This window comes from Janthinobacterium sp. JF4, assembly GCF_059617925.1.
On record NZ_JCAQAV010000017.1, the window covers coordinates 78,098 to 101,045 of the forward strand.

19 protein-coding genes and 2 tRNA genes are annotated in these 22,948 nt (G+C 61.1%); 16 read left to right on the forward strand and 5 right to left on the reverse strand.

All coding sequences use genetic code 11. The annotated features are described in order from the left end of the window. Positions 1-290 precede the first annotated feature (290 nt). From carA to AC54AF_RS14900, 4 genes are all read left to right on the forward strand, one after another. The gene (gene carA / locus AC54AF_RS14885) at positions 291-1,469 is read left to right on the forward strand and encodes a glutamine-hydrolyzing carbamoyl-phosphate synthase small subunit (protein WP_152252394.1); all 1,179 of its coding nucleotides are present in this window, start codon (positions 291-293) and stop codon (positions 1,467-1,469) included. After that, a complete protein-coding gene (carB, locus tag AC54AF_RS14890; protein WP_077402818.1) occupies positions 1,462-4,692 on the forward strand; it encodes a carbamoyl-phosphate synthase large subunit in 3,231 nt (1,076 codons plus the stop codon). Before carA ends, carB begins: the two co-directional genes overlap by 8 nt. A 163-nt stretch (positions 4,693-4,855) precedes the next feature. Beyond that, on the forward strand, positions 4,856-5,332 hold the full coding sequence (greA, locus tag AC54AF_RS14895) for a transcription elongation factor GreA (protein ID WP_131685828.1): 477 nt from the start codon (positions 4,856-4,858) through the stop codon (positions 5,330-5,332). Further along, entirely contained in the window at positions 5,332-5,775 is a 444-nt protein-coding gene (locus tag AC54AF_RS14900) for a DUF4149 domain-containing protein (RefSeq protein ID WP_496637152.1), read from the forward strand. The genes greA and AC54AF_RS14900 overlap by 1 nt, the downstream gene beginning before the upstream one ends. A 199-nt stretch (positions 5,776-5,974) precedes the next feature. Here AC54AF_RS14900 and AC54AF_RS14905 read toward each other — a convergent pair whose 3' ends face one another. Then, complete coding sequence (locus AC54AF_RS14905; protein ID WP_010397237.1) at positions 5,975-6,445, reverse strand: YhbY family RNA-binding protein; 471 nt, start codon at positions 6,443-6,445, stop codon at positions 5,975-5,977. A gap of 42 nt (positions 6,446-6,487) precedes the next feature. Here AC54AF_RS14905 and AC54AF_RS14910 point away from each other — a divergent pair, with 42 nt between their 5' ends. The 6 genes from AC54AF_RS14910 to AC54AF_RS14935 all read left to right on the forward strand — a co-directional run bounded on the left by AC54AF_RS14910 (position 6,488) and on the right by AC54AF_RS14935 (position 11,910). Beyond that, positions 6,488-7,171 carry an RlmE family RNA methyltransferase gene (locus AC54AF_RS14910; protein WP_496637153.1) on the forward strand — a complete coding sequence of 228 codons (684 nt, stop codon included), beginning with the start codon at positions 6,488-6,490 and terminating at the stop codon, positions 7,169-7,171. Positions 7,172-7,373: 202 nt separating this feature from the next. After that, positions 7,374-9,257 carry an ATP-dependent zinc metalloprotease FtsH gene (gene ftsH / locus AC54AF_RS14915; protein WP_071077941.1) on the forward strand — a complete coding sequence of 628 codons (1,884 nt, stop codon included), beginning with the start codon at positions 7,374-7,376 and terminating at the stop codon, positions 9,255-9,257. A gap of 114 nt (positions 9,258-9,371) precedes the next feature. Further along, on the forward strand, positions 9,372-10,205 hold the full coding sequence (gene folP / locus AC54AF_RS14920; RefSeq protein ID WP_496637154.1) for a dihydropteroate synthase: 834 nt from the start codon (positions 9,372-9,374) through the stop codon (positions 10,203-10,205). A 39-nt stretch (positions 10,206-10,244) separates the two neighbouring features. After that, complete coding sequence (gene glmM / locus AC54AF_RS14925) at positions 10,245-11,582, forward strand: phosphoglucosamine mutase (protein ID WP_496637155.1); 1,338 nt, start codon at positions 10,245-10,247, stop codon at positions 11,580-11,582. A gap of 82 nt (positions 11,583-11,664) precedes the next feature. Beyond that, a tRNA-Pro gene (locus AC54AF_RS14930) sits at positions 11,665-11,741 on the forward strand. Between the two features lie 94 nt (positions 11,742-11,835). After that, positions 11,836-11,910: transfer RNA gene (locus tag AC54AF_RS14935), tRNA-Arg, on the forward strand. Positions 11,911-11,987: 77 nt separating this feature from the next. Here the strand turns inward: AC54AF_RS14935 and AC54AF_RS14940 are convergent. The 3 genes from AC54AF_RS14940 to AC54AF_RS14950 all read right to left on the reverse strand — a co-directional run bounded on the left by AC54AF_RS14940 (position 11,988) and on the right by AC54AF_RS14950 (position 13,760). After that, positions 11,988-12,167 (reverse strand): hypothetical protein, encoded by a 180-nt coding sequence (locus AC54AF_RS14940; protein WP_496637156.1) that lies wholly within the window; start codon positions 12,165-12,167, stop codon positions 11,988-11,990. A gap of 160 nt (positions 12,168-12,327) precedes the next feature. After that, positions 12,328-12,903, reverse strand: coding sequence for an FxDxF family PEP-CTERM protein (locus AC54AF_RS14945; RefSeq protein WP_496637157.1), 576 nt, complete (start codon positions 12,901-12,903; stop codon positions 12,328-12,330). A gap of 305 nt (positions 12,904-13,208) precedes the next feature. Beyond that, positions 13,209-13,760: a GbsR/MarR family transcriptional regulator gene (locus AC54AF_RS14950; protein ID WP_175560510.1), complete on the reverse strand. Its 552-nt coding sequence runs from the start codon at positions 13,758-13,760 to the stop codon at positions 13,209-13,211. A gap of 139 nt (positions 13,761-13,899) precedes the next feature. On the opposite strand from AC54AF_RS14950, the gene cydD reads away from it, so the two are divergent. The 6 genes from cydD (at position 13,900) to AC54AF_RS14980 (ending at position 22,422) form a co-directional block, all read left to right on the forward strand. Next, complete coding sequence (cydD, locus tag AC54AF_RS14955) at positions 13,900-15,588, forward strand: thiol reductant ABC exporter subunit CydD (RefSeq protein ID WP_496637158.1); 1,689 nt, start codon at positions 13,900-13,902, stop codon at positions 15,586-15,588. Beyond that, on the forward strand, positions 15,585-17,264 hold the full coding sequence (locus AC54AF_RS14960; RefSeq protein WP_496637159.1) for an amino acid ABC transporter ATP-binding/permease protein: 1,680 nt from the start codon (positions 15,585-15,587) through the stop codon (positions 17,262-17,264). Before cydD ends, AC54AF_RS14960 begins: the two co-directional genes overlap by 4 nt. 113 nt (positions 17,265-17,377) lie before the next feature. Beyond that, complete coding sequence (locus AC54AF_RS14965; protein WP_496637160.1) at positions 17,378-18,955, forward strand: cytochrome ubiquinol oxidase subunit I; 1,578 nt, start codon at positions 17,378-17,380, stop codon at positions 18,953-18,955. Between the two features lie 13 nt (positions 18,956-18,968). Then, positions 18,969-20,123: a cytochrome d ubiquinol oxidase subunit II gene (cydB, locus tag AC54AF_RS14970; protein WP_496637161.1), complete on the forward strand. Its 1,155-nt coding sequence runs from the start codon at positions 18,969-18,971 to the stop codon at positions 20,121-20,123. Between the two features lie 22 nt (positions 20,124-20,145). Beyond that, on the forward strand, positions 20,146-20,271 hold the full coding sequence (gene cydX / locus AC54AF_RS14975) for a cytochrome bd-I oxidase subunit CydX (protein WP_070222085.1): 126 nt from the start codon (positions 20,146-20,148) through the stop codon (positions 20,269-20,271). Between the two features lie 582 nt (positions 20,272-20,853). Beyond that, positions 20,854-22,422: a methyl-accepting chemotaxis protein gene (locus tag AC54AF_RS14980; RefSeq protein WP_496637162.1), complete on the forward strand. Its 1,569-nt coding sequence runs from the start codon at positions 20,854-20,856 to the stop codon at positions 22,420-22,422. A 160-nt stretch (positions 22,423-22,582) separates the two neighbouring features. Here AC54AF_RS14980 and AC54AF_RS14985 read toward each other — a convergent pair whose 3' ends face one another. After that, positions 22,583-22,795, reverse strand: coding sequence for a hypothetical protein (locus AC54AF_RS14985; protein ID WP_496637163.1), 213 nt, complete (start codon positions 22,793-22,795; stop codon positions 22,583-22,585). Positions 22,796-22,948: the final 153 nt, after the last annotated feature.

The window sequence follows — 22,948 nt, forward strand, 5'->3', positions numbered from 1 at the left end:
AGCCGCAATTGCAGAACCAGCCGCCCCGCGCAAGCCGGGCGGCTTTTTTCATGGGGCGCAGGATTTATGCTGCTGCGCAAAAAAATGCCGCGCATTCCACATTTTCTTCCTTGTGGAAAAGCTTCCTTTTGGTTATAATTCAAAGGTTTAGCCAATCACACATATACCGTAGCGACTACCCATCCCCTCATTCAAAATGACCGTTGAAACACCCTGAGTGCATCTGGCTCGGGTATCTAGGCGGTCGGTCTGACGTGGCGCAGCTACGGTAACTTTATCAGGAGTTGCCCTTGCCGCCATTTTTTTCTGGCCCTGCCGTTCCAGCCATATTAGCGCTTGCTGATGGAACGATCTTCAAAGGTTTTTCGATCGGTGCCGCCGGTCATACCACGGGCGAGGTTGTTTTCAATACCTCGATGACCGGGTATCAGGAAATCCTTACCGACCCAAGCTATTGCCGCCAGATGGTCACCCTGACCTATCCGCATATCGGCAATACGGGCGTGAATCCGGAAGACGTCGAGTCTTCCAAGGTACACGCCGCTGGCCTCATCATCCGCGATCTGCCATTGCTGGCATCCAGTTTCCGTTCCACGCTCTCCCTGTCCGACTACCTGAAAGCTGAAAATATCGTCGCCATCGCCGGCATCGATACACGCAAGCTCACGCGCATCCTGCGTGAAAAAGGTGCGCAGGGCGGCGCCATCCTGGTCGGCACGCAAGGCAACGAACCGTCCGCCGCGCAAGCGCTGGAACTGGCCCGTTCCTTCCCCGGCCTGGCCGGCATGGACCTGGCCAAAGTAGTCTCGAGCAAGGCCGCCTACGAATACCGCGAAACGGAATGGACCCTGGGCGAAGGCTACGGCCAGCTGGCTGACGCGGACGCGAAGTACCACGTGGTTGCCTTCGACTACGGCGTCAAGCGCAATATCCTGCGCATGCTCACGGCGCGCGGCTGCAAGGTCACCGTGCTGCCCGCGCAAGCGACGGCCGCCGACGCCCTGGCGCTGAATCCGGACGGCATCTTCCTGTCGAACGGCCCCGGCGACCCGGAACCGTGCGACTACGCGATTGCCGCGACGAAAGAGCTGATCGAGAAGGGCATCCCGACCTTCGGCATCTGTCTCGGTCACCAGATCATGGCGATCGCTTCCGGCGCGAAAACCTTGAAGATGAAGTTCGGCCACCACGGCGCCAACCACCCGGTGCAAGACCTGGAAACGAAACAGGTATTGATCACTTCGCAAAACCACGGTTTCGCAGTCGACGCGGCAACCTTGCCCGCGAATTGCCGCGTGACCCATGAATCGCTGTTCGACGGTTCCCTGCAGGGCTTTGCCCGCACGGACAAGCCGGCCTTCTGCTTCCAGGGCCACCCTGAAGCGTCGCCGGGCCCGATGGATGTTGCTTACCTGTTTGACCGCTTCATCAACTTGATGGCTGCGGAGGAGAAAAAGAAAAATGCCTAAACGTTTAGATATCAAAAGTATTCTGATTATTGGCGCTGGCCCGATCGTGATCGGCCAGGCCTGCGAATTCGATTATTCCGGCGCGCAAGCGTGCAAGGCCCTGCGCGAAGAGGGCTACAAAGTCATCCTGGTCAACAGCAATCCTGCGACCATCATGACGGACCCGGAAATGGCCGACGTGACCTACATCGAACCGATCACCTGGTCGGTCGTTGAACGCATCATCGCCAAGGAGCGTCCTGACGCCATCCTGCCGACGATGGGCGGCCAGACGGCGCTGAACTGCGCGCTGGACCTGTTCAACAACGGCGTGCTGGCGAAATACAATGTCGAACTGATCGGCGCGTCGCCGGAAGCCATCGACAAGGCGGAAGACCGTTCCAAGTTCAAGGACGCGATGACCAAGATCGGCCTCGGTTCGGCACGCTCCGGCGTGGCGCACTCGATGGAAGAATCGTGGGCCGTGCAGCGCACCCTGGGCTTCCCGACCATCATCCGCCCATCGTTCACCATGGGCGGCTCCGGCGGCGGCATCGCCTACAACGAAGAAGAATTCGAAACCATCTGCAAGCGCGGCCTGGAAGCGTCGCCGACGAAAGAGCTGCTGATCGAAGAATCGTTGCTGGGCTGGAAAGAGTACGAGATGGAAGTGGTGCGCGACAAGGCGGACAACTGCATCATCATCTGCTCGATCGAAAACCTCGATCCGATGGGCGTGCACACGGGCGACTCGATTACCGTCGCTCCTGCGCAAACGCTGACGGACAAGGAATACCAGATCATGCGCAATGCCTCGCTGGCAGTGCTGCGCGAGATCGGCGTCGACACCGGTGGCTCGAACGTGCAATTCTCGATCAACCCCGTCGATGGCCGCATGATCGTCATCGAGATGAACCCGCGCGTATCGCGTTCCTCGGCCCTGGCCTCGAAAGCGACGGGTTTCCCGATCGCCAAGATCGCCGCCAAACTGGCCGTCGGCTTCACCCTGGACGAGCTGCGCAATGAAATCACGGGCGGCGCCACGCCGGCATCGTTCGAACCGTCGATCGATTACGTCGTCACGAAGATTCCCCGTTTCACGTTCGAGAAATTCCCGACCGCCGACCACCACCTGACGACGCAGATGAAATCCGTCGGCGAAGTGATGGCGATTGGCCGCACCTTCCAGGAATCGTTCCAGAAAGCCTTGCGCGGCCTGGAAGTGGGCGTGGACGGCATGAACGAAAAGACCAAGGACCGCGAAAAGATCGAAGAAGAACTGGGCGAGCCTGGTCCTGAGCGCATCTGGTACGTGGGCGACGCGTTTGCCCAGGGTTTCACGCTGGAAGAAGTGCACAACCTGACCAAGATCGACCCATGGTTCCTGATCCAGATCAAGGAAATCGTCGACCTGGAACTGTGGCTGGACACGCAGAAGCTGGAAAACCTGGACAAGAACACCCTGTACAAGTTGAAACAGAAAGGCTTCTCGGACCGCCGCCTGGGCTTCCTGCTGCAGACGACCGACACGGCCGTGCGCCAGCAGCGCCATGCGCTGAACATCCGTCCCGTCTACAAGCGCGTCGATACCTGCGCGGCCGAATTCTCGACCGACACGGCGTACATGTATTCCACGTACGACGAAGAGTGCGAATCGAACCCGACCGACAAGAAAAAGATCATGGTGCTGGGCGGTGGCCCGAACCGTATCGGCCAGGGTATCGAGTTTGACTATTGCTGCGTCCACGCGGCCCTCGCCATGCGCGAAGACGGCTACGAGACCATCATGGTCAATTGCAACCCAGAAACGGTTTCGACCGACTACGATACCTCGGACCGCCTGTACTTCGAGTCGCTGACGCTGGAAGACGTGCTGGAAATCGTCGCCATCGAAAAACCGGTGGGCGTGATCGTGCAGTACGGCGGCCAGACGCCATTGAAACTGGCGCTGGACCTGGAAGCGAACGGCGTGCCGATCATCGGCACGTCGCCCGACATGATCGACGCGGCCGAAGACCGCGAGCGTTTCCAGCAGATGCTGCACAAGCTGGAACTGCGCCAGCCGCCTAACCGCACCGCGCGCACGGAAGCCGACGCTTTGGCGCTGGCACAGGAAATCGGTTACCCGCTGGTCGTGCGTCCATCGTACGTGCTGGGTGGGCGCGCCATGGAAATCGTCCACGAGCAGCGCGACCTCGAGCGCTACATGCGCGAAGCCGTCAAGGTGTCGCACGATTCGCCCGTGCTGCTGGACCGCTTCCTGAACGACGCCATCGAGTGCGACGTCGATTGCATCTCCGACGGCGAAACGACCTTCATCGGCGGCGTGATGGAACACATCGAACAGGCAGGCGTGCACTCGGGCGACTCGGCTTGCTCCTTGCCACCGTATTCGCTGGCGCCGGAAACCATTGAAGAACTGAAACGCCAGACGGCGCTGATGGCCAAGGGCTTGAATGTGGTCGGCCTGATGAACGTGCAGTTCGCGATCCAGAAGCAAGAGATCGATGGCGAAATGAAAGACGTCGTCTTCGTGCTGGAAGTGAACCCGCGCGCGTCGCGCACCGTGCCTTTCGTTTCGAAAGCCACCGGGCTGCAACTGGCGAAGATCGCCGCGCGCTGCATGGTCGGCCAGTCGCTGGCCTCGCAAGGCATCACGCAGGAAGTCGTGCCGCCTTACTTCAGCGTCAAGGAAGCCGTGTTCCCGTTCGTCAAGTTCCCGGGCGTGGACACCATCCTGGGCCCTGAAATGAAATCGACGGGCGAAGTGATGGGCGTGGGCCTGACCTTCGGCGAAGCGTTCGTGAAATCGCAACTGGGCGCCGGCGTCAACCTGCCAAAATCGGGCAAGGTCTTCATCAGCGTGAAAGCGTCGGACAAGCCGCGCGCCGTGCAAGTGGCGCGTGACCTGGTCGAGTCCGGCTTCACCGTGGTCGCCACCAAGGGCACCGCCGCCGTGATCGCTGCTGCCGGCATCGCCGTCACGCCAGTGAACAAGGTGATCGAAGGCCGTCCGCACGTGGTCGACATGATCAAGAACCATGAAATCGTGCTGGTGATCAACACCGTGGAAGAAAAGCGCAGCGCCATCGTCGATTCGCGGGCCATCCGCACGTCGGCCCTGGCGTCGCGCGTGACGACCTACACCACCATCGCGGGCGCGGAAGCGGCCGTCGAAGGCATCCGTCACCTGGATGAGCTGCGTGTGTACGATTTGCAAGGTCTGCACAAGACCTTGAACTAAGTGCGTTTGCAGTGGCCGCCGTTAGGCGGTACACTGCATGCTTATCAACCACAGAGTTCCGTGCAGAGCAGCGCGCGGCCTCTGTGGTTTTCACTTGGTAAGTCCGTTAACCGTGATGAAACACGGGCAACGGCACCGATAACTAGCAGATAGTAGAGATAACATGACCTCAGTCCCATTGACCAAATACGGCGCAGAACTCTTGAAAGAAGAGCTGCATCATTTGAAGACCAAGGAACGCCGCATCGTCATCGATGCGATCGCCGAAGCGCGCTCGCACGGAGATTTGTCGGAAAACGCCGAGTACGATGCCGCCAAGGAACGCCAGGCATTCGTCGAAGGCCGCATCGCCGAGCTCGAAGGCAAGCTGGGCGCAGCGCAAATCATCGACCCGACCGCGCTCGACGCGGAAGGCCGCGTGGTGTTTGCCGCGACCGTGAACCTGGAAGACCTGGAATCGGGCCAGAAAGTCACCTACCAGATCGTCGGCCTCGATGAAGCCGACCTGAAAATGAACAAGGTGTCCGTGACGTCCCCGATCGCCCGCGCGCTGATCGGCAAGTACGCCGGCGACGTGGTGGAAGTGCAGGCGCCGTCCGGCCCGCGCGAATACGAAATCCTGGAAGTACTGTACATCTGATGCTGGGCCGCGTGCGCATCCTCGTTGCCACCCTGTGGGCCGGCAGCCTGTGGAGCATCGGCTTCATCGTGGCGCCGACCCTGTTTGGCACCCTGAGCGACCGCGTGCTGGCAGGCAATATCGCCGGCAGCATGTTCCGCGCCGAAGCCTGGCTGTCGATCGCCTGCGCGCTGGTGTTGCTGGCCCTGTTGCAATGGAGTCCCGGTGCGCTGGAGCTCAAGCGCCGGCGCCTCCTGGCCGCGCTGGTGCTGTCCATGCTGGTGTGCGCGCTGCTCAGCCATTTCGGCATTTCACCCCTGATGGCCGAGCTCAAGGCGCAAGCGCCGTCGGGCATCATGGACGAGGCCATGCGCAGCCGCTTCGGCATGCTGCATGGCGTGTCGACCGTGATCTTTGCCGTGCAAAGCTTGCTGGCGGGTGTGCTGATCTGGAAACAGCAGTAATTGTCTGTGGTGTTGTCGGATTACGCGCTGCGCGCCAATCCGACCTGCATGGCAACACGTAGGTCGGATTAGCGAGGCCGTAGGCCACGCGTAATCCGACAAATGCCGCAGCAGCAACAAAAAAAGCGGAGCAGGGAATATCCCGTGCTCCGCTTCTTGTTTCAAGCCCGGCCGCCTTCCGGTGGCCGGGTGAACAGGCTTACTTGCTGCCCAGTGCGCTTTTCTTGGCGCTTTTCTGACGTGGCTTGGCACGCTTGATGGAACCGCCTTCGGTAACGCGCTCATTGCCCTTGATCATGACTTTCGTCACGCTGGGGCGCTTGGTGCCGCTGGCGCTGGCCTTGACGATGGTCACTTCGCGCATGCCTTTGCCGGCGCTGACCTTCTCCTTAACCACTTCTTTTTTTGGACGGTAGATTACCAGCAGTTTGCCAATATGTTGTACCGGGGCGGCGCCGAGATTGCCGCAAATCGTATCGTACATTCCGACGCGGGCTTCGCGGTCGTCGCCGAACACGCGGACTTTAATCAGGCCGTGCGAATCCAGGCCAAGGTCGATCTCTTTGAGGACAGCAGGTGTCAAGCCCGCTTCGCCAATGATGACGATAGGCTTCAGCGCGTGTGCTTCGGCGCGCAGTGCGCTGCGCTCTACGGGTGTAAGTTTTAGCATAATAATATTTAGTAATTCCCTTAAAAGCAGTATTCTACGCGAATGGCAAAGAAGAAATTAAACAAAAACTGGTTGCACGACCACATAAATGATCCTTATGTGAAGTTGGCGCAAAAAGAGGGCTACCGCGCCCGGGCAGCATACAAGCTCAAAGAAATCGATGAAGACGAGAAACTGATCAAACCCGGCCAGGTGATTGTCGACCTTGGTTGCACTCCTGGCAGCTGGGCCCAGTACACGCGGCGCAAGCTGGCCGGCAAGGACGGCGGCGGGGTCAATGGTACCCTGATTGGCCTGGACATGCTGGAAATGGAGCCGATCGCCGATTTCCACTTCATCCAGGGCGACTTCCGCGAAGCGCGCGTGCTGCGCCAGCTGGAAGTGGTGTTGCAAGGACGCAAGGTCGACCTGGTCCTGTCGGACATGGCGCCGAACCTGTCGGGCATCGCCACGGCGGACGCCGCGCGCATGGAACACTTGATCGACCTGGCCATCGAATTTTCGCAATTGCATTTGAAACCATCGGGCGTGCTGCTGGTGAAATGCTTTAAAGACATGGGTTTCAGCCAGATCGTGGAGAAATTCCGCGCTGAATTCAAGGTCGTGGTGCAGAAAAAGCCCAAGGCCAGCCGCGATAAATCGTCGGAAATCTTCCTGATGGGACGTGGAATCAAGAATCCGCTGAAAAATGCCGTGCAAGAAGATGATTCCGCCCTTGATATTTGAGATGGAATCCGCACATGGGAACGAGAAGTGCAGTAGCGTCTGATGGCATAAAAGCCTAAATTGTTTATACTGCATTTTTTTGCGTGAACGCGGTTTTTTCGCGCGCACGGATCGGCGGGCTTTGGCACGGCCCGCTTATTGCGAGTAAAATCGTGTTTCTAGCTATAGGTAAAGAGATGCGCACTGCATCCAAGGAGTCTTCGTGAATAACATGTTTTCCAAATCTGCCATCTGGGTAGTCGTATTGCTGCTGTTGTTCATGCTGTTCAAGCAATTCGACAGTCATGGCGCCACAGGCGGCAGCAAGGCCATCGCTTATTCCGATTTGCTGGATGAAGTCAAAGCCAAGCGCGTCAAGGATGTCGTGATCGAAGGTTCGTCGATCACCGCCAAGCTGATGGACGACACCAAGGTACGTACCACCGCCACCAGCCTCGACAAGGGCCTGATCGGCGACCTGCGCGACAATGGCGTGCATTTCGATGTGCGTCCGCCTGAGGAAGCGTCGTTCCTGCAAACTATTTTTGTTTCCTGGTTCCCCATGCTGCTGTTGATCGGCGTCTGGGTGTTTTTCATGCGTCAGATGCAAGGCGGCGGCAAGGGCGGAGCATTCTCGTTCGGCAAGTCGAAGGCGCGCATGATGGATGAAGCCAGCAACACCGTCACCTTCGCCGATGTCGCCGGTTGCGACGAAGCGAAAGAAGAAGTCAACGAAGTGGTCGACTTCCTCAAGGATCCGAGCAAATTCCAGAAACTGGGCGGCCGCATTCCCCGCGGCGTGCTGATGGTCGGTCCTCCGGGCACGGGTAAAACCCTGCTGGCACGCGCCATCGCCGGCGAAGCCAAGGTGCCGTTCTTCTCGATTTCCGGCTCCGACTTCGTGGAAATGTTCGTCGGCGTGGGCGCCAGCCGTGTGCGCGACATGTTCGAAAACGCGAAGAAGCATTCGCCGTGCATCATCTTCATCGATGAAATCGACGCTGTCGGCCGTCACCGCGGCGCCGGCATGGGCGGCGGCAATGACGAACGCGAACAGACCTTGAACCAGTTGCTGGTCGAGATGGATGGCTTTGAAGCGAACTCCGGCGTGATCGTCGTGGCCGCCACCAACCGCGCCGACGTGCTCGACAAAGCCTTGCTGCGTCCAGGCCGTTTCGACCGCCAGGTTTCCGTCGGCTTGCCCGATATCCGCGGCCGCGAGCAGATCTTGAACGTGCACATGCGTAAAGTGCCTATCAGTACTGACGTGAAAGCCGATATCCTGGCCCGCGGCACCCCCGGTTTCTCGGGCGCCGACCTGGCCAACCTGGTCAACGAGGCAGCCCTGTTTGCGGCCCGCCGCAGCAAGCGCCTGGTGGAAATGGCCGACTTCGAAGATGCGAAGGACAAGATCTACATGGGTCCTGAGCGTAAGTCGATGATCATCCGCGAGGAAGAGCGTCGCAATACGGCTTACCATGAGTCCGGTCACGCCGTCGTTGCCAAGCTGCTGCCGAAGGCCGATCCCGTGCATAAAGTGACGATCATGCCGCGCGGCTGGGCCCTGGGCCTGACCTGGCAGTTGCCGGAACACGATAACTTGTCCGCCTACAAGGACAAGATGCTGGAAGAAATTTCCATCCTGTTCGGTGGCCGTATCGCCGAAGAGATTTTCGTGGGACAAATGTCCACCGGTGCGTCGAACGACTTCTCGCGTGCCACCAAGCTGGCCCGTTCCATGGTGACCCGTTTCGGCATGTCCGACAGCATGGGCGTGATGGTCTACGAAGACAGCGAAAACGAAGGTTTTTTCGGTGGCGCCACCAAGACGATCTCGGAAGCGACCCAGCAAAAGGTCGATGCTGAAATCCGCAACATTCTCGACAAGCAATATGCCTTGGCGCGCACTTTGTTGGAAAGCAACCGCGACAAGGTCGAAATGATGACCAAAGCCTTGCTGGAATGGGAAACCATTGATGCAGAGCAAATCAATGACATCATGGCCGGCCTGGAGCCGCGTCCACCCAAAGTCATTCCGCCACGCCGCAATGCGGGCGGTGATAGCGGCACGGGCGGCATCTCGCCAAACGTGACGGCGCCAGCCTGATAACGGCCGCCCTGACGGGCGGCGCGCAAGGGTATGGCAAGAACGAGGGTAAGGAGCAATCCTTGCCCTTTTTCGTTGCCGCGCCAGATTTTCATGACGACTACAAAGATTCACATGCGACACTATTTGCAATTCGGCCGTTTCGGCTTCAACCTGCAGGGCACGCAGGCGCTGGTGATGGGCATCCTGAACGTCACGCCCGACTCGTTTTCCGATGCGGGCCAGTATCAACACCTGGAATTTGCCATTTCGCGCGCCGAGCAGATGATGGTTGATGGCGTCGACATCATCGACATCGGCGGCGAATCGAGCCGTCCCGGCGCGCCGCCGCTGCCGCTGCAGGACGAGTTGCAGCGCGTCATGCCGGTGCTGTACGCCTTGCGCGATTGCAGCAAGCCCCTGTCCGTCGACACGTACAAACCTGAAGTGATGCGCGAAGCCATCCTGGCGGGCGCCGACATGATCAACGACATCAACGGTTTCCGCGCGCCGGGCGCCATCGACGCCGTGCGGGACAGCAATTGCGCGCTGTGCATCATGCACATGCAAAGCGTGCCGCAAACCATGCAGGACCAGCCCCAGTACGAGGACGTGGTGCGCGAAGTCACCGACTTCCTGCGCCAGCGCATCGACACCATGACGGCGGCCGGCATCGCCCGCGAGCGCCTGTGCGTCGATCCCGGCTTTGGTTTCGGCAAGACGGTGGAACAGAACTATGCCTTGCTGCGCGCCACGCGCCAGCTGCGCAGCGAGCTGGACCTGCCCGTGCTGGCCGGCCTGTCGCGCAAGTCGATGATCGGCGCCGTCACGGGACGCCCCGTCGAGCAGCGCCTGGCCGGTAGCGTTGCCGGGGCGCTTGCTGCGGTAGCGCAAGGCGCGGAAATTATCCGTGTGCATGATGTAGCTGAAACCGTCGATGCCCTGAAGGTCTGGCGCATGGCGCACTGAACCTGTAAGATTCATTATAAACAACAAAAAGAGAACTTTATGACGCGTAAATATTTTGGCACCGATGGCATTCGCGGCCTGGTGGGCACGGCTCCGATCACCCCCGATTTCGTCATGCGCCTCGGTTATGCGGCCGGCAAGGTGCTGGCCAAGTCGCAAGGCGGCAAGGCGCGCCCGACCGTGCTGATAGGCAAGGACACGCGCATTTCCGGCTACATGCTGGAAGCGGCGCTGGAGGCGGGCCTGTCGGCCGCCGGCGTGGACGTGATGCTGGCCGGCCCCATGCCGACACCGGCAATCGCTTACCTGACGCGGGCGCTGCGCCTGGCGGCCGGCGTGGTCATTTCCGCCTCGCACAATCCCTACCATGACAATGGCATCAAGTTCTTTTCCGGCCAGGGCACCAAGCTGCCCGACAGCGTGGAACTGGAAATCGAAGCGGCGCTCGACGAGCCCATGGCTTGCGTGCCGTCGGACAAGCTGGGCCGCGCCAAGCGCCTCGATGATGCCCAGGGCCGCTACATCGAATTTTGCAAGGGCACCTTCCCGAACGAGCTGGACTTGCGTGGCCTGAAGATCGTCGTCGATTGCGCGCACGGCGCCGCCTACCATATCGCCCCGCACGTGTTCCATGAGCTGGGCGCGGAAGTGATCGCCATCGGCAACAAGCCCGACGGCTTCAACATCAATGCGGGCTTCGGCGCCACGGCAACCAAGGCCATGGCCGAAGCCGTCGTCGAGCACGGCGCCGATCTCGGCATCGCCCTCGATGGCGACGCCGACCGCCTGATCATGTGCGACGCCACGGGCCGCCTGTATAACGGCGACGAGCTGTTGTACGTCATGGTCAAGGACCGCCTGGCGACAGGCCCCGTGGCTGGCGCAGTCGGCACCTTGATGACGAATATGGCGCTGGAAGTGCTGTTCAAGCAGCAGGGCATCGGCTTTGCGCGCGCCAAGGTGGGCGACCGCTACGTGCTGGAAGTCATGAAGGAGAAGGGCTGGATACTGGGCGGCGAAGGTTCCGGCCATTTGCTGTGCCTGGACAAGCACACGACGGGCGACGGTATCGTCTCGGCGCTGCAAGTATTGTCCGCGCTCAAGCGCAGCGGCCAAAGCCTGCAGCAATGCCTGGCCGAACTGGTGCTGTTCCCGCAAACCCTGATCAACCTGCGCGTGGCGCCCGGTTTCGACTGGCAGAAAAATGACGCCATGGTGGCCGAGAAGGAACTGGTCGAAGCCGAGCTGGGCGACACGGGCCGCGTGCTGATCCGCGCTTCGGGCACGGAACCGCTGATCCGCGTGATGGTGGAAGCGAAAGACAAAGAGAAGGCCGAGTCGATGGCGCGCCGCATCGCGGATAAAGTGACCGCGTGACAGGCCGGAACCGATAGTTATTTCCATCTATTTCGTCTAGGGCAATTGACGAAATAGGGTGGGGGCGTTATTATCTTGTCTTCGGAGTGTGGCGCAGCCCGGTAGCGCACCTGGTTTGGGACCAGGGGGTCCAAGGTTCGAATCCTTGTACTCCGACCAAAGTCATAAACGGGCTGTCAGAAATGACAGCCCGTTTTCTATTCCGCGCAGGCATTTCATTGCTGGCGCGCATGGACTAAAATACTGCACCTTTCCGCCCATCGTTCAACGGATAGGACAACGGTCTTCTAAACCGTGAATGGGGGTTCGATTCCCTCTGGGCGGACCAGCTTATGCTGGTCATGCAAGCGACAGCCTGTCGCCAGCCATCACTCTTCATCTTCCATCGCTCGCCTGCCTGCCATGTCACGGCTGCGCAAACAGCACCACGCTCAGCAAATACAGCAGCGGCGCCGCGCACAGCAGCGCGGTGAATACCGATGCCATTTTCTTGCTGGCCAGCCGGGCCAGGCGCAGCCGCTCCCGCACGGGCAGATGCTGGCGGATCACGCTGCGTGCGCGTGGCTGAAACGGTTGTTCATGCATGAGTTTTCCCTCCTCGATCAGCAGTAGATGCCGTCGAGCATAGCGAGGGAAATCTAAAAATGGTGTAAAAAGCCGGCCTGGCGCCGCAAGCGCGGCGTAAAGATGCGGCTGGCATGGAAGGCGGCAGCGGGCGCTGGTGCGCCGCTGCCGCCGATGATGCTTACGATGCTTGCTTTCCCAGGCGGCGGCGTGCCAGGAAGCCCAGCATGCCCAGGCCGGCGAGCAACATCGCATAGGTTTCAGGTTCCGGCACGGCGGAAATGAAAGCCCTGTAGTTGCTCAGTTCCTTGGGCAGGCCCGACACCGTGAAGGTGGTGCCGGCAGCCAAGGGAGCGGCCCAGTGGAAGACCAGTTCGCCCTGGCCGAAGTGGATGGCCAGATAGTCATAGGCGGCCGCGCTCGTATACGAATTGACGCCGCCGCTGAAGTCTGCCGTGGTGCCGGCGGTGCAGCCAGAGGTGGCGTTGTCGCAATACGAGACGGCAGCGCCCAGACTGGTGCCGAACACGCCATTGATATAACCCTGGATGTCCGAGGGATCCTGTGGCACGAGATTATCGTCGTAATACTTTACCTGTAGTGCCGGAGAGGGCGAATAAGTCACGACGCTGCCGTCAATGACGAAACCGCTGGCCGGCCCCACATCCACCCAGGTGGCAGCCTGTGCTGCGCCAGCCAGTACCGTCACGGCGGCCAGCATGGATGCCTTGATGGCAATGCTCTTTATGCTTTTCATGAAAATCCCCTTTTTAGAAGACAGTCGCTTCATTTTGTCGGGACGCGTCCCTGCCTGCCCGGGAAGTCATCCCATTGCCGTTTTTACCTATTTCCTGCGCGTAGTGAGTACGCAAATGAAAGCTTACTCTTGATCTAAACTAATACAATTTTAATAATTCTATTGGTTTGCTTGACAACATCGCATACGGCTATGTCTGGCTGTGTTAGCGACAGCCAGCATGGCGGTTCGACATGGCGTGACAAGGCGCGCCAGCATGTGCTAAGCCATTGCCTGGCGGCGTCTCGGCTTGGGGGCGGGGAGCTTCAGTCGTTGTTGTTGCTGACGCCAAACAGGCGATCCTTGGCGTTGAGCAATTTTTGCACCTTGGCGCCCATTTTCATCAGTTGCGCCATCGATTCGGGCGACAGGCGCTGCAAGTCGTCGAACCAGGTGTTGGCCAGGTCGACCAATTCATACATTTCGCGCATGCGCTCCTGCGCATACTGGTCGACGGGTTCCGTGGCCGGCGCCAGCAGCGATTCGCGCAGCACCGTCAGGGTGGGCGCCACTTCGCGGCGGCGGCGTTCGGCGGCCACCACGCGGAAGATTTGCCATACATCGCCCAGCGAGGAAAAATACTCGCGCCGGTCGCCGGGGATGCGCGACTGGCGGATCAAGCCCCAGCCCTGCAACTCCTTCAAGCCGATGCTCACGTTCGAGCGTGAAAAACTCAGGTGTTCCGCGATTTCATCCGCGTGTAAAGGATGCTCCGCGACAAACAACAAGGCGTACACTTGTCCCACCGTACGGTTAAAGCCCCAGCGGCTGCCCATCTCGCCGAAATGGCTGACGAAGGTCAGGATCAGCGGCGTCATTTGGATATGTTGAGTTTTCATAATTATCTGAATTTTTTCACGCCATACTGGCAGGGTCAATTGATATATGTCATGTTTCGCAGTATTATACAAAAAATCGAATTTACAGAAAATTCTGAAAACTCAAGAAGTATAGAAGATGCCCACTACGCCCCTGTCCTTGCCCCGCTTTGTTCTTCCCCGTGCCGCCAGCCTGGCGCAGGGCGGTGCCGCCTTGCTGTGGCTGCCGCAAGCGGCCTTGCTGGCCTGGGCCGTGCAAGCCATGCTGGGCGGTGCGCCATGGCGCGCGGCCCTGCTGCCGGCCGCTGGCGTGCTGCTGCTGGGCGTGCTGCGCGCCGGCTGCGAAGCGTGGGGCGCGCGGCGCATGTATGTGGCCGCGCGCGAGCACCTGTCCACCTTGCGCGCCCAGGTGGCGCAAGCGCTGGCGCGCCGTTCGCCGCTCGACCGCCAGCGTGCCCAGTCGGGCCAGGCGGCCAGCGTCATCGCCGAGCAGGCCGAAGCCATCGTGCCGTATCTGGTGCGCTACAAGTCGGCACGCTGGAAAGTGATGCTCGTGCCGCTCGTGATCCTCGCCGTGGTGACGCCGCTGTCGTGGATCGCCGCCTTGATCCTGCTCATCGCCGCGCCGTTGATTCCCGTCTTCATGGCCCTGGTGGGCATGGGCGCGCAAGCGGCCAGCCGCGCGCAGATGGTGGAAATGGGCAGCATGAACGCCTTTCTGCTGGACCGCCTGCGCGGCCTGGCCACCTTGCGCGCGCTCGATGCCGTCGACGCCACGGCCGAACGGCTCGATGCCTCGTCGCAATCCGTGCGCCGGCGCACGATGGTGGTGCTGCGCATCGCCTTTTTGTCGTCCGCCGTGCTGGAACTGTTTTCCGCGCTGGGCGTGGCCATGGTGGCCGCCTTCATCGGTTTTTCCTTGCTGGGCAGCATCCATTTCGGCACCTGGGGCCGGGAATTGAGCCTGGGACAGGGCTTGTTCATCCTGCTGCTGGCGCCCGCGTTTTTCGAGCCCCTGCGCGAACTGGCCGCCGTCTGGCACGACAAGGCGGCCGGCGAAGCGGGCCTGGCCGGTTTGCACGATCTGGCGGGCGAGGGCGTGCCCCTGCCTGGCGCGGAGGTACTGCCTGCCGTCGTCTCCGCCACCGCCATGGCGGTGGCGCCGCCACCGGCCATTGATATCCATCAACTGCGCTTTGCCCATCCCGGCGAGGCGCCCGTGTTCGACGGCTTCGACCTGACCGTGCGCGCCGGCGAGCACGTGGCCCTGCTGGGCGCCAGCGGCGCCGGCAAGACCACCTTGCTCTCTTTGTTGGCCGGCCTGCTGCCCGCCAGCGGCGGAGACATCCGCGTCGGCGGCGTGCGCCTGAATGACAGTACCGTCAATACCTTGCGCCAGCGCATGGCGTGGATGGGCCAGCGCCCCCATGTGTTTGCCGCGTCCGTCAGCCAGAATGTGACTTTGGGTCGCGTGGGCGCGCATGCCGCGCAAGTGACGCAGGCGCTGCACCTGGCCGACCTGGCTGGCGTGGCGCAGGCGCAGCCGGCCGTCATGCTCAGCGATGGCGGCCAGGGTTTGTCCGGCGGCGAAGCCGTGCGCCTGGCCCTGGCCCGCGTGGCCCTGCATCCGCATGCCGACCTGTTGCTGGTCGATGAACCGACGGCGCACCTGGACAGCGAAACGGCGGCGCGCGTCACCGACGCTTTGCTGGCACTGGCGCAAGGCAAGACGATGCTCGTCGCCACGCACGACCCCGTGCTGGCTGGCCGGCTGCAGCGCACGGTGCAGGTCGATACCGGAGCCCTGGCACAGGAGTTGCGCGCATGAAAAATTCACTCATAGCGAACCCCGTGCTGCGCCAATTGCTGCTGGCCCAGCCCGGCAAGCTGATCGGGGGGGCCTTGCTGGCGGCCCTGACGGCGGTGGCCGGCATGGCGTTATTGGGCTTGTCCGGCTGGTTTATTACCGCCACCTCGATTGCCGGCCTGCATGCCTCGACGGCGCTTCTGTTTGACGTGTTCGGCCCATCGGCCGGCATCCGCCTGCTGGCCATCGGCCGCACGGGTTCGCGCTATGCGGAGCGCCTCGTCACGCACGACGCCACGTTCGCCGCGCTGGCCTGCATCCGCGTGCAACTGTTTCGCGGCTGGTCGCGCCCGGAAGCGGCCAGCCGGCTGCTGCGCCAGCCCGCCAAGCTGCTGTTCCGTCTGACGGCCGACATCGATGCGCTCGAATCGCTGTATTTGCGCCTGCTGGTGCCTGCCTTCACGGCACTGTGCGTGGCCTTGCTGGCCGGCGTGGCGCTGGGCGTGATGCAGTGGCAGCTGGGCCTGGGCCTGGCCGCGTGGCTGCTGGCTGCCGGCGGCGGCATCAGCTGGGTCGTGGCGTACCGCGCCCGCCGTCCCGCCATCGTGCGCTCGCGCGCCATCGAAAAACTGCGTTCCGGCACCATCGATCTGGTGGCGGGCCAGACGGACCTGGTAATGGCGGGCCGCATCGACGTCCAGTGCGCCGTGCTGGGGCAGATCGACCGCTCGCTGGCGCAAGCCGATGTCGCCCTGCAGCGCCTGGAGACGGCGGCCGGCGCCGCGTATGGCGTGGCTGGCAGCGCGACCCTGGCTGGCGTGCTGCTGGCCGTGGCCGCGCTGGTGCAGCAGCAAATGCTGAACGTGCCGCTGGCTGCGCTGGCCTTGCTGCTTGCGCTGACGGCCGTGGAACCGTTTGCGGGACTGCGCCGCGGCGCGCTGGAAGCGGGGCGGATGCTGCTGGCAATGCGCCGCCTGGCGCCGCGCCTCGATAGTGAGGTACCTCAGCCGCCTGTCGCTGCCGCACCGGGCTTGCGCCTGGAACACGTCAGCGCCGCGCATGCGGGCAGCCATATCGCCATCTTGCATGACATATCGCTGCACATCGCGGACGGCGAGCGCGTGGCCTTGATCGGCCCCAGCGGCGCGGGCAAGTCCACCTTGCTGGCCCTTGCCGCGCGCGAGCTGGCGCCGCTGTCGGGCAAGGTGAGCGCGCCGCGCGCCTGCCTGTTTACGCAGAAGACGGAATTGTTCCAGGACAGCTTGCGCGACAACCTGCGTCTGGCCGACCCGTCCGCCAGCGATGCGCAGCTGTGGGCGGCGCTGCAGGCAGCCGGCCTCGATGACGAGGTGCGTGCCTTGGCGGGCGGCCTGGACACGATGCTGGGCGAGGGCGGCCTGGGCTTGTCGGGCGGCCAGGCGCGGCGATTGGCGCTGGCGCGGCTGTTCCTGCACGAGTCGACCTTGTGGCTGCTGGACGAAGCGACGGAAGCGCTGAATGCGCAGGTGGCCATCGATGTCCTGCAGCGCCTGCGCGCGCGCAGCGAAGGACGCAGCTTGCTGATCGCCACCCACTTGCGGCGCGAAGCGGCGCAGGCGGACCGGCTGGTCAGCCTGCGCGATGGCCGCATCGTGGGCGACGCGCGCCGGGGCACGCCAGCCTTCGAGATGGCCCTGGCCGGTTTGCGCGGAGATTAAGAAAGAATGGAGACAGGCGGTACCGCAGGCCAGCCCGAGGGCGGCGGAACCAATCGAATCGCATCAGATAGATGCCAAGTTTACACACAGTAGGGAAACACCAAGGAAATCATATGGACTTCGATATTGTCGCTTTATCCAGACTGCAGTTCGCGCTGACAGCTCTGTACCACTTTATTTTCGTTCCGCTGACGCTCGGCCTGTCAGTGATCCTCGCCATCATGGAGACGGTCTATGTGATGACGAACCGCCCCATCTGGCGCGACATGACCAAGTTCTGGGGTGTCTTGTTCGGCATCAACTTCGCCATGGGCGTGGCGACGGGCATCGTCATGGAATTCCAGTTCGGCATGAACTGGAGCTACTACAGCCATTATGTGGGCGACATTTTCGGCGCGCCGCTGGCCATCGAGGGCTTGATGGCCTTCTTCCTGGAAGCGACCTTCGTCGGCCTGTTCTTCTTCGGCTGGGACAAGCTGTCGAAGCGGGGCCATCTGGTCACCACCTGGCTGGTGGCCATCGGCTCGAACTTCTCGGCCCTGTGGATCCTGATCGCCAACGGCTGGATGCAAAATCCCGTCGGCGCGGCCTTCAATCCGCAGACCATGCGCATGGAAGTGACGGATTTCGGCGCCGTGCTGACGAACCCGGTAGCACAGGCGAAATTCGTGCACACGGTGTCGGCCGGCTATACGGCGGCGGCGATTTTCGTGCTGGGTATTTCCGCCTGGTATCTGCTGAAGGGCCGCCACGTGCAGCTGGCCAAGCGCTCGATGACGGTGGCAGCCTCGTTCGGCCTGGCCGCTTCGCTGTCGGTGGTGGTGCTCGGTGACGAAAGCGGCTACCTGTCGTCCGAACACCAGAAGATGAAGCTGGCAGCGATTGAAGCCATGTGGACCACGGAGCCGGCGCCCGCCGCCTTCACGGCCTTCGGCTTCCCTGACGCGCAAGCGCGCGAGACGCATTACGCCGTGCACATCCCGATGGTGATGGGCTTGATCGGCACGCGTTCGCTGACGACGGAAATTCCCGGCATCGAGCAGCTGGTCGACCGCGGCGAGCTGCTGATCAAGGATGGCATCAAGGCGTATGACGCGCTGCAAACCATCCGCGGCGTGGCGCCAGGCAGTCCCGTGCCGCAGGATGCGAAGGACATGTTCGAATCGAAAGGCCAGTCCTTGGGCTACGCCTTGCTGCTGAAGCGCTATGTCGACGATCCGCGCCAGGCCACGCCCGAGCAGATCCGCAAGGCCGCGCTCGATACCGTGCCGCCCGTGGGGCCATTGTTCTGGTCCTTCCGCGTGATGGTGGGCCTGGGCATGTTCTTTATCTTGCTCACCGGTACGTTCTTCATCCTGTCGACGCGCCGCACGCTGGACAAGCACCGCTGGCTGCTGAAACTGGCCGTGTTCGCCATTCCGCTGCCGTGGGTGGCGATTGAAGCGGGCTGGATCGTGGCCGAAGTGGGCCGCCAGCCGTGGGTCATCGAAGGCGTGCTGCCAACGGCCGTGGCTGTCTCTAACCTGGGCGCGACGACCTTGCTGATCACGATAGCCGGCTTTGCCGCCATCTACACCGTGCTGTTGATGATTGAAATGAAGCTGATGCTCAAGGCCATCCGCAAGGGGCCGGAAGAGAATGCGCCGGCCCCCGCGCCAGCGGCCGCAGCCATTCATACTCAACGCGCCTAAGGAGGGCCAGACCATGATTTTGCATGAAATGATTTCTTACGAAACACTGCGCCTGATCTGGTGGCTGCTGATCGGCATCCTGCTGGTGGGCTTTGCCATCACGGACGGCTTCGACCTGGGCACGGGCATCCTGCTGCCCTTTGCCGGCAAGACGGACCTGGAACGCCGGGTCATCATCAACAGCATCGGCCCCGTGTGGGAAGGCAACCAGGTGTGGCTGATCCTCGGCGGCGGCGCCATCTTTGCTGCCTGGCCGCAACTGTATGCCGTCTCGTTCTCGGGCTTTTACCTGGCCATGTTCGTCATCCTCGTGGCGCTGATCGTGCGCCCCGTGGCGTTCAAATTCCGCAGCAAGCGCGAAGACCCGCGCTGGCGCGCCCGCTGGGATGCTGCCCTGTTCGTGGGCGGCTTCGTGCCGGCCCTGATCTGCGGCGTGGCGATTGGCAACGTGCTGCAAGGCGTGCCTTTCCGTTTCTCGCCAGACATGCACATCTTTTATGACGGCACGTTCTTTGCGCTGCTCAACCCGTTCGCCCTGCTGTGCGGTCTCGTCTCGGTGGCCATGCTGGTGATGCACGGCGCCACCTGGCTGCAGCTGAAAACGGACGGTGCCGTGGCCGCACGGGCGCGCCGCTACGGCAGCGTGGCGGCGCTGGCGACCGTCGCGCTGTATGCGCTGGCTGGCGTGGCCCTGTGGCTGTGGGTTGATGGCTACCGCATCAGCAGCACGGTGGTGGTCGACGGTCCGTCGAATCCGATGCTGAAAACTGCGGAAGTGCACGTGGGCGCCTGGTTCCTCAATTTTGCCGCCCATCCGTGGACCTGGATCGCTCCGGCGCTGGGCCTGCTTTGCCCGCTGCTGGCGTTCGCCTTCCAGCGCGCGCGCCGCGAAGTGCCCGCCTTGCTGGCCAGCGCGGCTGGCATCGCCGGCATCATCCTCGGCGTGGGCGCGGCCATGTTCCCGTTCATCCTGCCGTCATCGATCGACCCGCGCGCCAGCCTGACGGTGTGGGATTCCTCGTCCAGCCACATGACCCTGTTCATCATGCTGGTCGTCACGGCCGTCTTCATTCCCCTTATCGTGGCGTACACGACCTGGGTATATAAAGTACTGTGGGGCAAGGTTGACGGCAAAGCCATCGAAGACGAAACCGGTCACGCTTACTAAGAATTAAGGAAAGGAAATAATTATGTGGTATTTCGCCTGGATACTGGGTCTTCCGCTGGCGGCGACCTTCGCCGTGCTCAACGCGATGTGGTATGAAGTCGCCGATGGCGACACGACGCCCGAGCAGTACCGCGACACGCCGAACTAGGCGCGTCTTGGCTTGACTGGTTCCGCCCGGCGCTTGCGTGCCCGGCCGAGCCCATGAGATGGTCACCCTCCACCCTATCAGTTGCCAAACTTATAGGGTGTTTTCATTTCTGAAGGAGGCCGCCATTGGCCGCCTCACGTTTGGCCAGGCCCGGGCACCGCCCAGGAAACGTTCTACCCGCCACGTCCTTTTGTTCGCAAAACTGGCGCACGCCGATGCCTGGCGTTTTCCACCATGGAACCCATTCAAGCGAGAACACGTCGCCGTTGCCGTGGAACCGCATCGCGCCGTGCCGTACCACCGCTTTCCTGTTACCCGCTCCCATGGTCGTTGATCAGGCCTGTGTTCGCCGCAGATTTTTGCTTAAATTTGTGTTTTTTGTGTTTTTTGTTTAATTAAACTGAATTTTCATTAAATTCCAACAAATTCGATGTAGAATAAGTTGCCTGTGATGAAAACAGAATGACTGTTTGGTAAGGAGTCGCGGCTCGAATGATCACCTGTCATACCTGCCATACGTGCGAGAGCCGTGTCACCTCGGTCGGTGAACCAGAGGCAAGCGCAGCTAATAAAGGAAACATCATGAATTTGTTACGCGTACTTAAACTGTCGCACCGTCTGGCTGTGTTAATTGTGATCTTTTCAGCCGGCTTCCTCCTCTATGGTCTATGGTCGTTCAAGACTTTGCACGAATGGAAAGTGAACGGTCCTGTCTATCAGACACTTGTGCAAAGCAAGGATCTGATTGCGGACGTGTTGCCACCGCCACAATACATACTGGAATCCTATCTGGTCAGTTTTCAGCTGATAGCGAACGAGGATCATGCCGAACAGGCGCCGTTAATCGCACGATTTAAGACGCTGAAACATGATTACGATGAGCGCCATGAATTCTGGAAGGGCGCGAAACTGGATGCCGATATCGCCGAGCTGTTGCTGAACAAGGCCCATGCGCCGGCACAGGACTTTTATGCGGTGGCACTGCAACAGTTCATCCCCGCAATAGAGGCACAGGATAAGGCTGGCGCTGCTGTTGCGATGAAAAAAATGACAATGAGTTACGCCCAGCATCTGCAGGCAATCAAGCAACTGGTCGAGATGACCACCCAACGCGCATCGACGATAGAGGCGGAATCGGGCGCGCGCATCACGGTGGCGAGCAGCTTGCTGCTGGCGATACTGGTGCTCTCGCTGGGTACGGCGATCATGGTGGCTGTGCTCATTACGAGGAGTATTACCAGACCACTGCAGGACGCCGTGAACGTTGCCCGCCTTGTCGCTTCCGGTGACCTGCGTAGCCATATCGCGACCGATTATCGCGACGAGCCGGGCGAATTGATGAGTGCTCTGCAAAGCATGACCGAGAGCCTGCGTCATACGGTGGGCCGTGTGCGTGGCGGTACTGAAACCATTTCGACTGCCTCGAAGCAAATTGCTGCTGGAAATTTGGACCTCTCGGCTAGAACGGAGGCTCAGGCCGGTGCACTGGAGAAAACGTCGTCGGCGATGCAGCAGTTAACCAGCACTGTGCAGCAGAATGCCGAAAGCGCCCAACAAGCCAATAAACTGGTCTTGTCGGCTTCGGCGGTAGCGGTGCAGGGAGGGGAAGTGGTCGACCGTGTCGTCGCGACCATGGGATCCATCAAGGACAGCTCGAACCGTATCGTCGACATCATTTCCGTGATTGATGGCATCGCGTTTCAGACCAATATTCTGGCCCTGAACGCGGCTGTCGAAGCCGCCCGCGCCGGTGAGCAGGGGCGCGGTTTTGCCGTGGTTGCATCGGAGGTGCGTACCTTGGCGCAACGCTCCGCCAGTGCCGCCAAAGAAATCAAGCAGCTGATTGCCGCGTCGGTCGAAAAAGTCGAACTTGGCAGCAATCTGGCCGATGAAGCGGGCGGCACGATGAAGCAAATCGTGTCCTCGGTCCAGCAGGTGGCGGGCATCATGGCGGAAATTGCCGTCGCCAGCCATGAACAGAGCGACGGCATCAAACAGGTGAATCAGGCCATCAGTCAGATGGATGCGGTGACTCAGCAGAATGCCGCCCTGGTTGAACAGGCAGCAGCGGCAGCGGCCAGCATGCAGGAGCAGGCGGACAATATGATGCAGGACGTGCACGTGTTTAAATTGCGCGCGTGTCTTCACTGATCGGCCTTGCGCGCCAGGACGGCGCCCACCGGCCAGGATAGTCGTGGCGCTTGCCCTCGACCCCGGGAGCGCTGCGCGCTCGGCCCAAGGATATCGCGATAGCGCCTTCTTTTTCATCAAGATGCCAGCAGCCTGTCCCGGAAATCCGTGAAGAATTTTTTTAAAGCAAAATGAATTCGCCGCGGATGCGCAGCTTCATGCCGCGCGGCGCGTCGGCGCCTGCCGCCACGGCCCAGGCCGTGATCCATTGCGCGCAGCGTTCCCGCTCGGCCGCATCGTGCAAGTGTTGCAGGCGCGCATCGGCCCGGTCGATGCGCTGGGCCAGATACAGGCGCTGATCCATGGGATCCGTCTTTTTGCTGTAATGCTGCATGGCATTTCCTTCCCGTGTGGCAACTTCATTCGCTCATGGCATAGCCATGTACGCGCGGGCCGGGCGCCTGGATTCAGTTTCTTGAAAATAAAAGGCTTTGTCCTCGGCAAATAGGGGAAATGCCGGAATCTTCTCTTGGCAGTGCTGTCTGAC

What these genes read in the sequence shown, in the direction of transcription:
- carB (WP_077402818.1), top strand. Translation starts at nt 1,462, where the DNA reads ATGCCTAAACGTTTAGATATCAAAAGTATTCTGATTATTGGCGCTGGC.
- greA (WP_131685828.1), top strand. Translation starts at nt 4,856, where the DNA reads ATGACCTCAGTCCCATTGACCAAATACGGCGCAGAACTCTTGAAAGAA.
- AC54AF_RS14900 (WP_496637152.1), top strand. Translation starts at nt 5,332, where the DNA reads ATGCTGGGCCGCGTGCGCATCCTCGTTGCCACCCTGTGGGCCGGCAGC.
- AC54AF_RS14905 (WP_010397237.1), bottom strand. Translation starts at nt 6,445, where the DNA reads ATGCTAAAACTTACACCCGTAGAGCGCAGCGCACTGCGCGCCGAAGCA.
- AC54AF_RS14910 (WP_496637153.1), top strand. Translation starts at nt 6,488, where the DNA reads ATGGCAAAGAAGAAATTAAACAAAAACTGGTTGCACGACCACATAAAT.
- folP (WP_496637154.1), top strand. Translation starts at nt 9,372, where the DNA reads ATGCGACACTATTTGCAATTCGGCCGTTTCGGCTTCAACCTGCAGGGC.
- glmM (WP_496637155.1), top strand. Translation starts at nt 10,245, where the DNA reads ATGACGCGTAAATATTTTGGCACCGATGGCATTCGCGGCCTGGTGGGC.
- AC54AF_RS14940 (WP_496637156.1), bottom strand. Translation starts at nt 12,167, where the DNA reads ATGCATGAACAACCGTTTCAGCCACGCGCACGCAGCGTGATCCGCCAG.
- AC54AF_RS14945 (WP_496637157.1), bottom strand. Translation starts at nt 12,903, where the DNA reads ATGAAAAGCATAAAGAGCATTGCCATCAAGGCATCCATGCTGGCCGCC.
- AC54AF_RS14950 (WP_175560510.1), bottom strand. Translation starts at nt 13,760, where the DNA reads ATGACGCCGCTGATCCTGACCTTCGTCAGCCATTTCGGCGAGATGGGC.
- cydD (WP_496637158.1), top strand. Translation starts at nt 13,900, where the DNA reads ATGCCCACTACGCCCCTGTCCTTGCCCCGCTTTGTTCTTCCCCGTGCC.
- AC54AF_RS14960 (WP_496637159.1), top strand. Translation starts at nt 15,585, where the DNA reads ATGAAAAATTCACTCATAGCGAACCCCGTGCTGCGCCAATTGCTGCTG.
- AC54AF_RS14965 (WP_496637160.1), top strand. Translation starts at nt 17,378, where the DNA reads ATGGACTTCGATATTGTCGCTTTATCCAGACTGCAGTTCGCGCTGACA.
- cydB (WP_496637161.1), top strand. Translation starts at nt 18,969, where the DNA reads ATGATTTTGCATGAAATGATTTCTTACGAAACACTGCGCCTGATCTGG.
- cydX (WP_070222085.1), top strand. Translation starts at nt 20,146, where the DNA reads ATGTGGTATTTCGCCTGGATACTGGGTCTTCCGCTGGCGGCGACCTTC.
- AC54AF_RS14980 (WP_496637162.1), top strand. Translation starts at nt 20,854, where the DNA reads ATGAATTTGTTACGCGTACTTAAACTGTCGCACCGTCTGGCTGTGTTA.
- AC54AF_RS14985 (WP_496637163.1), bottom strand. Translation starts at nt 22,795, where the DNA reads ATGCAGCATTACAGCAAAAAGACGGATCCCATGGATCAGCGCCTGTAT.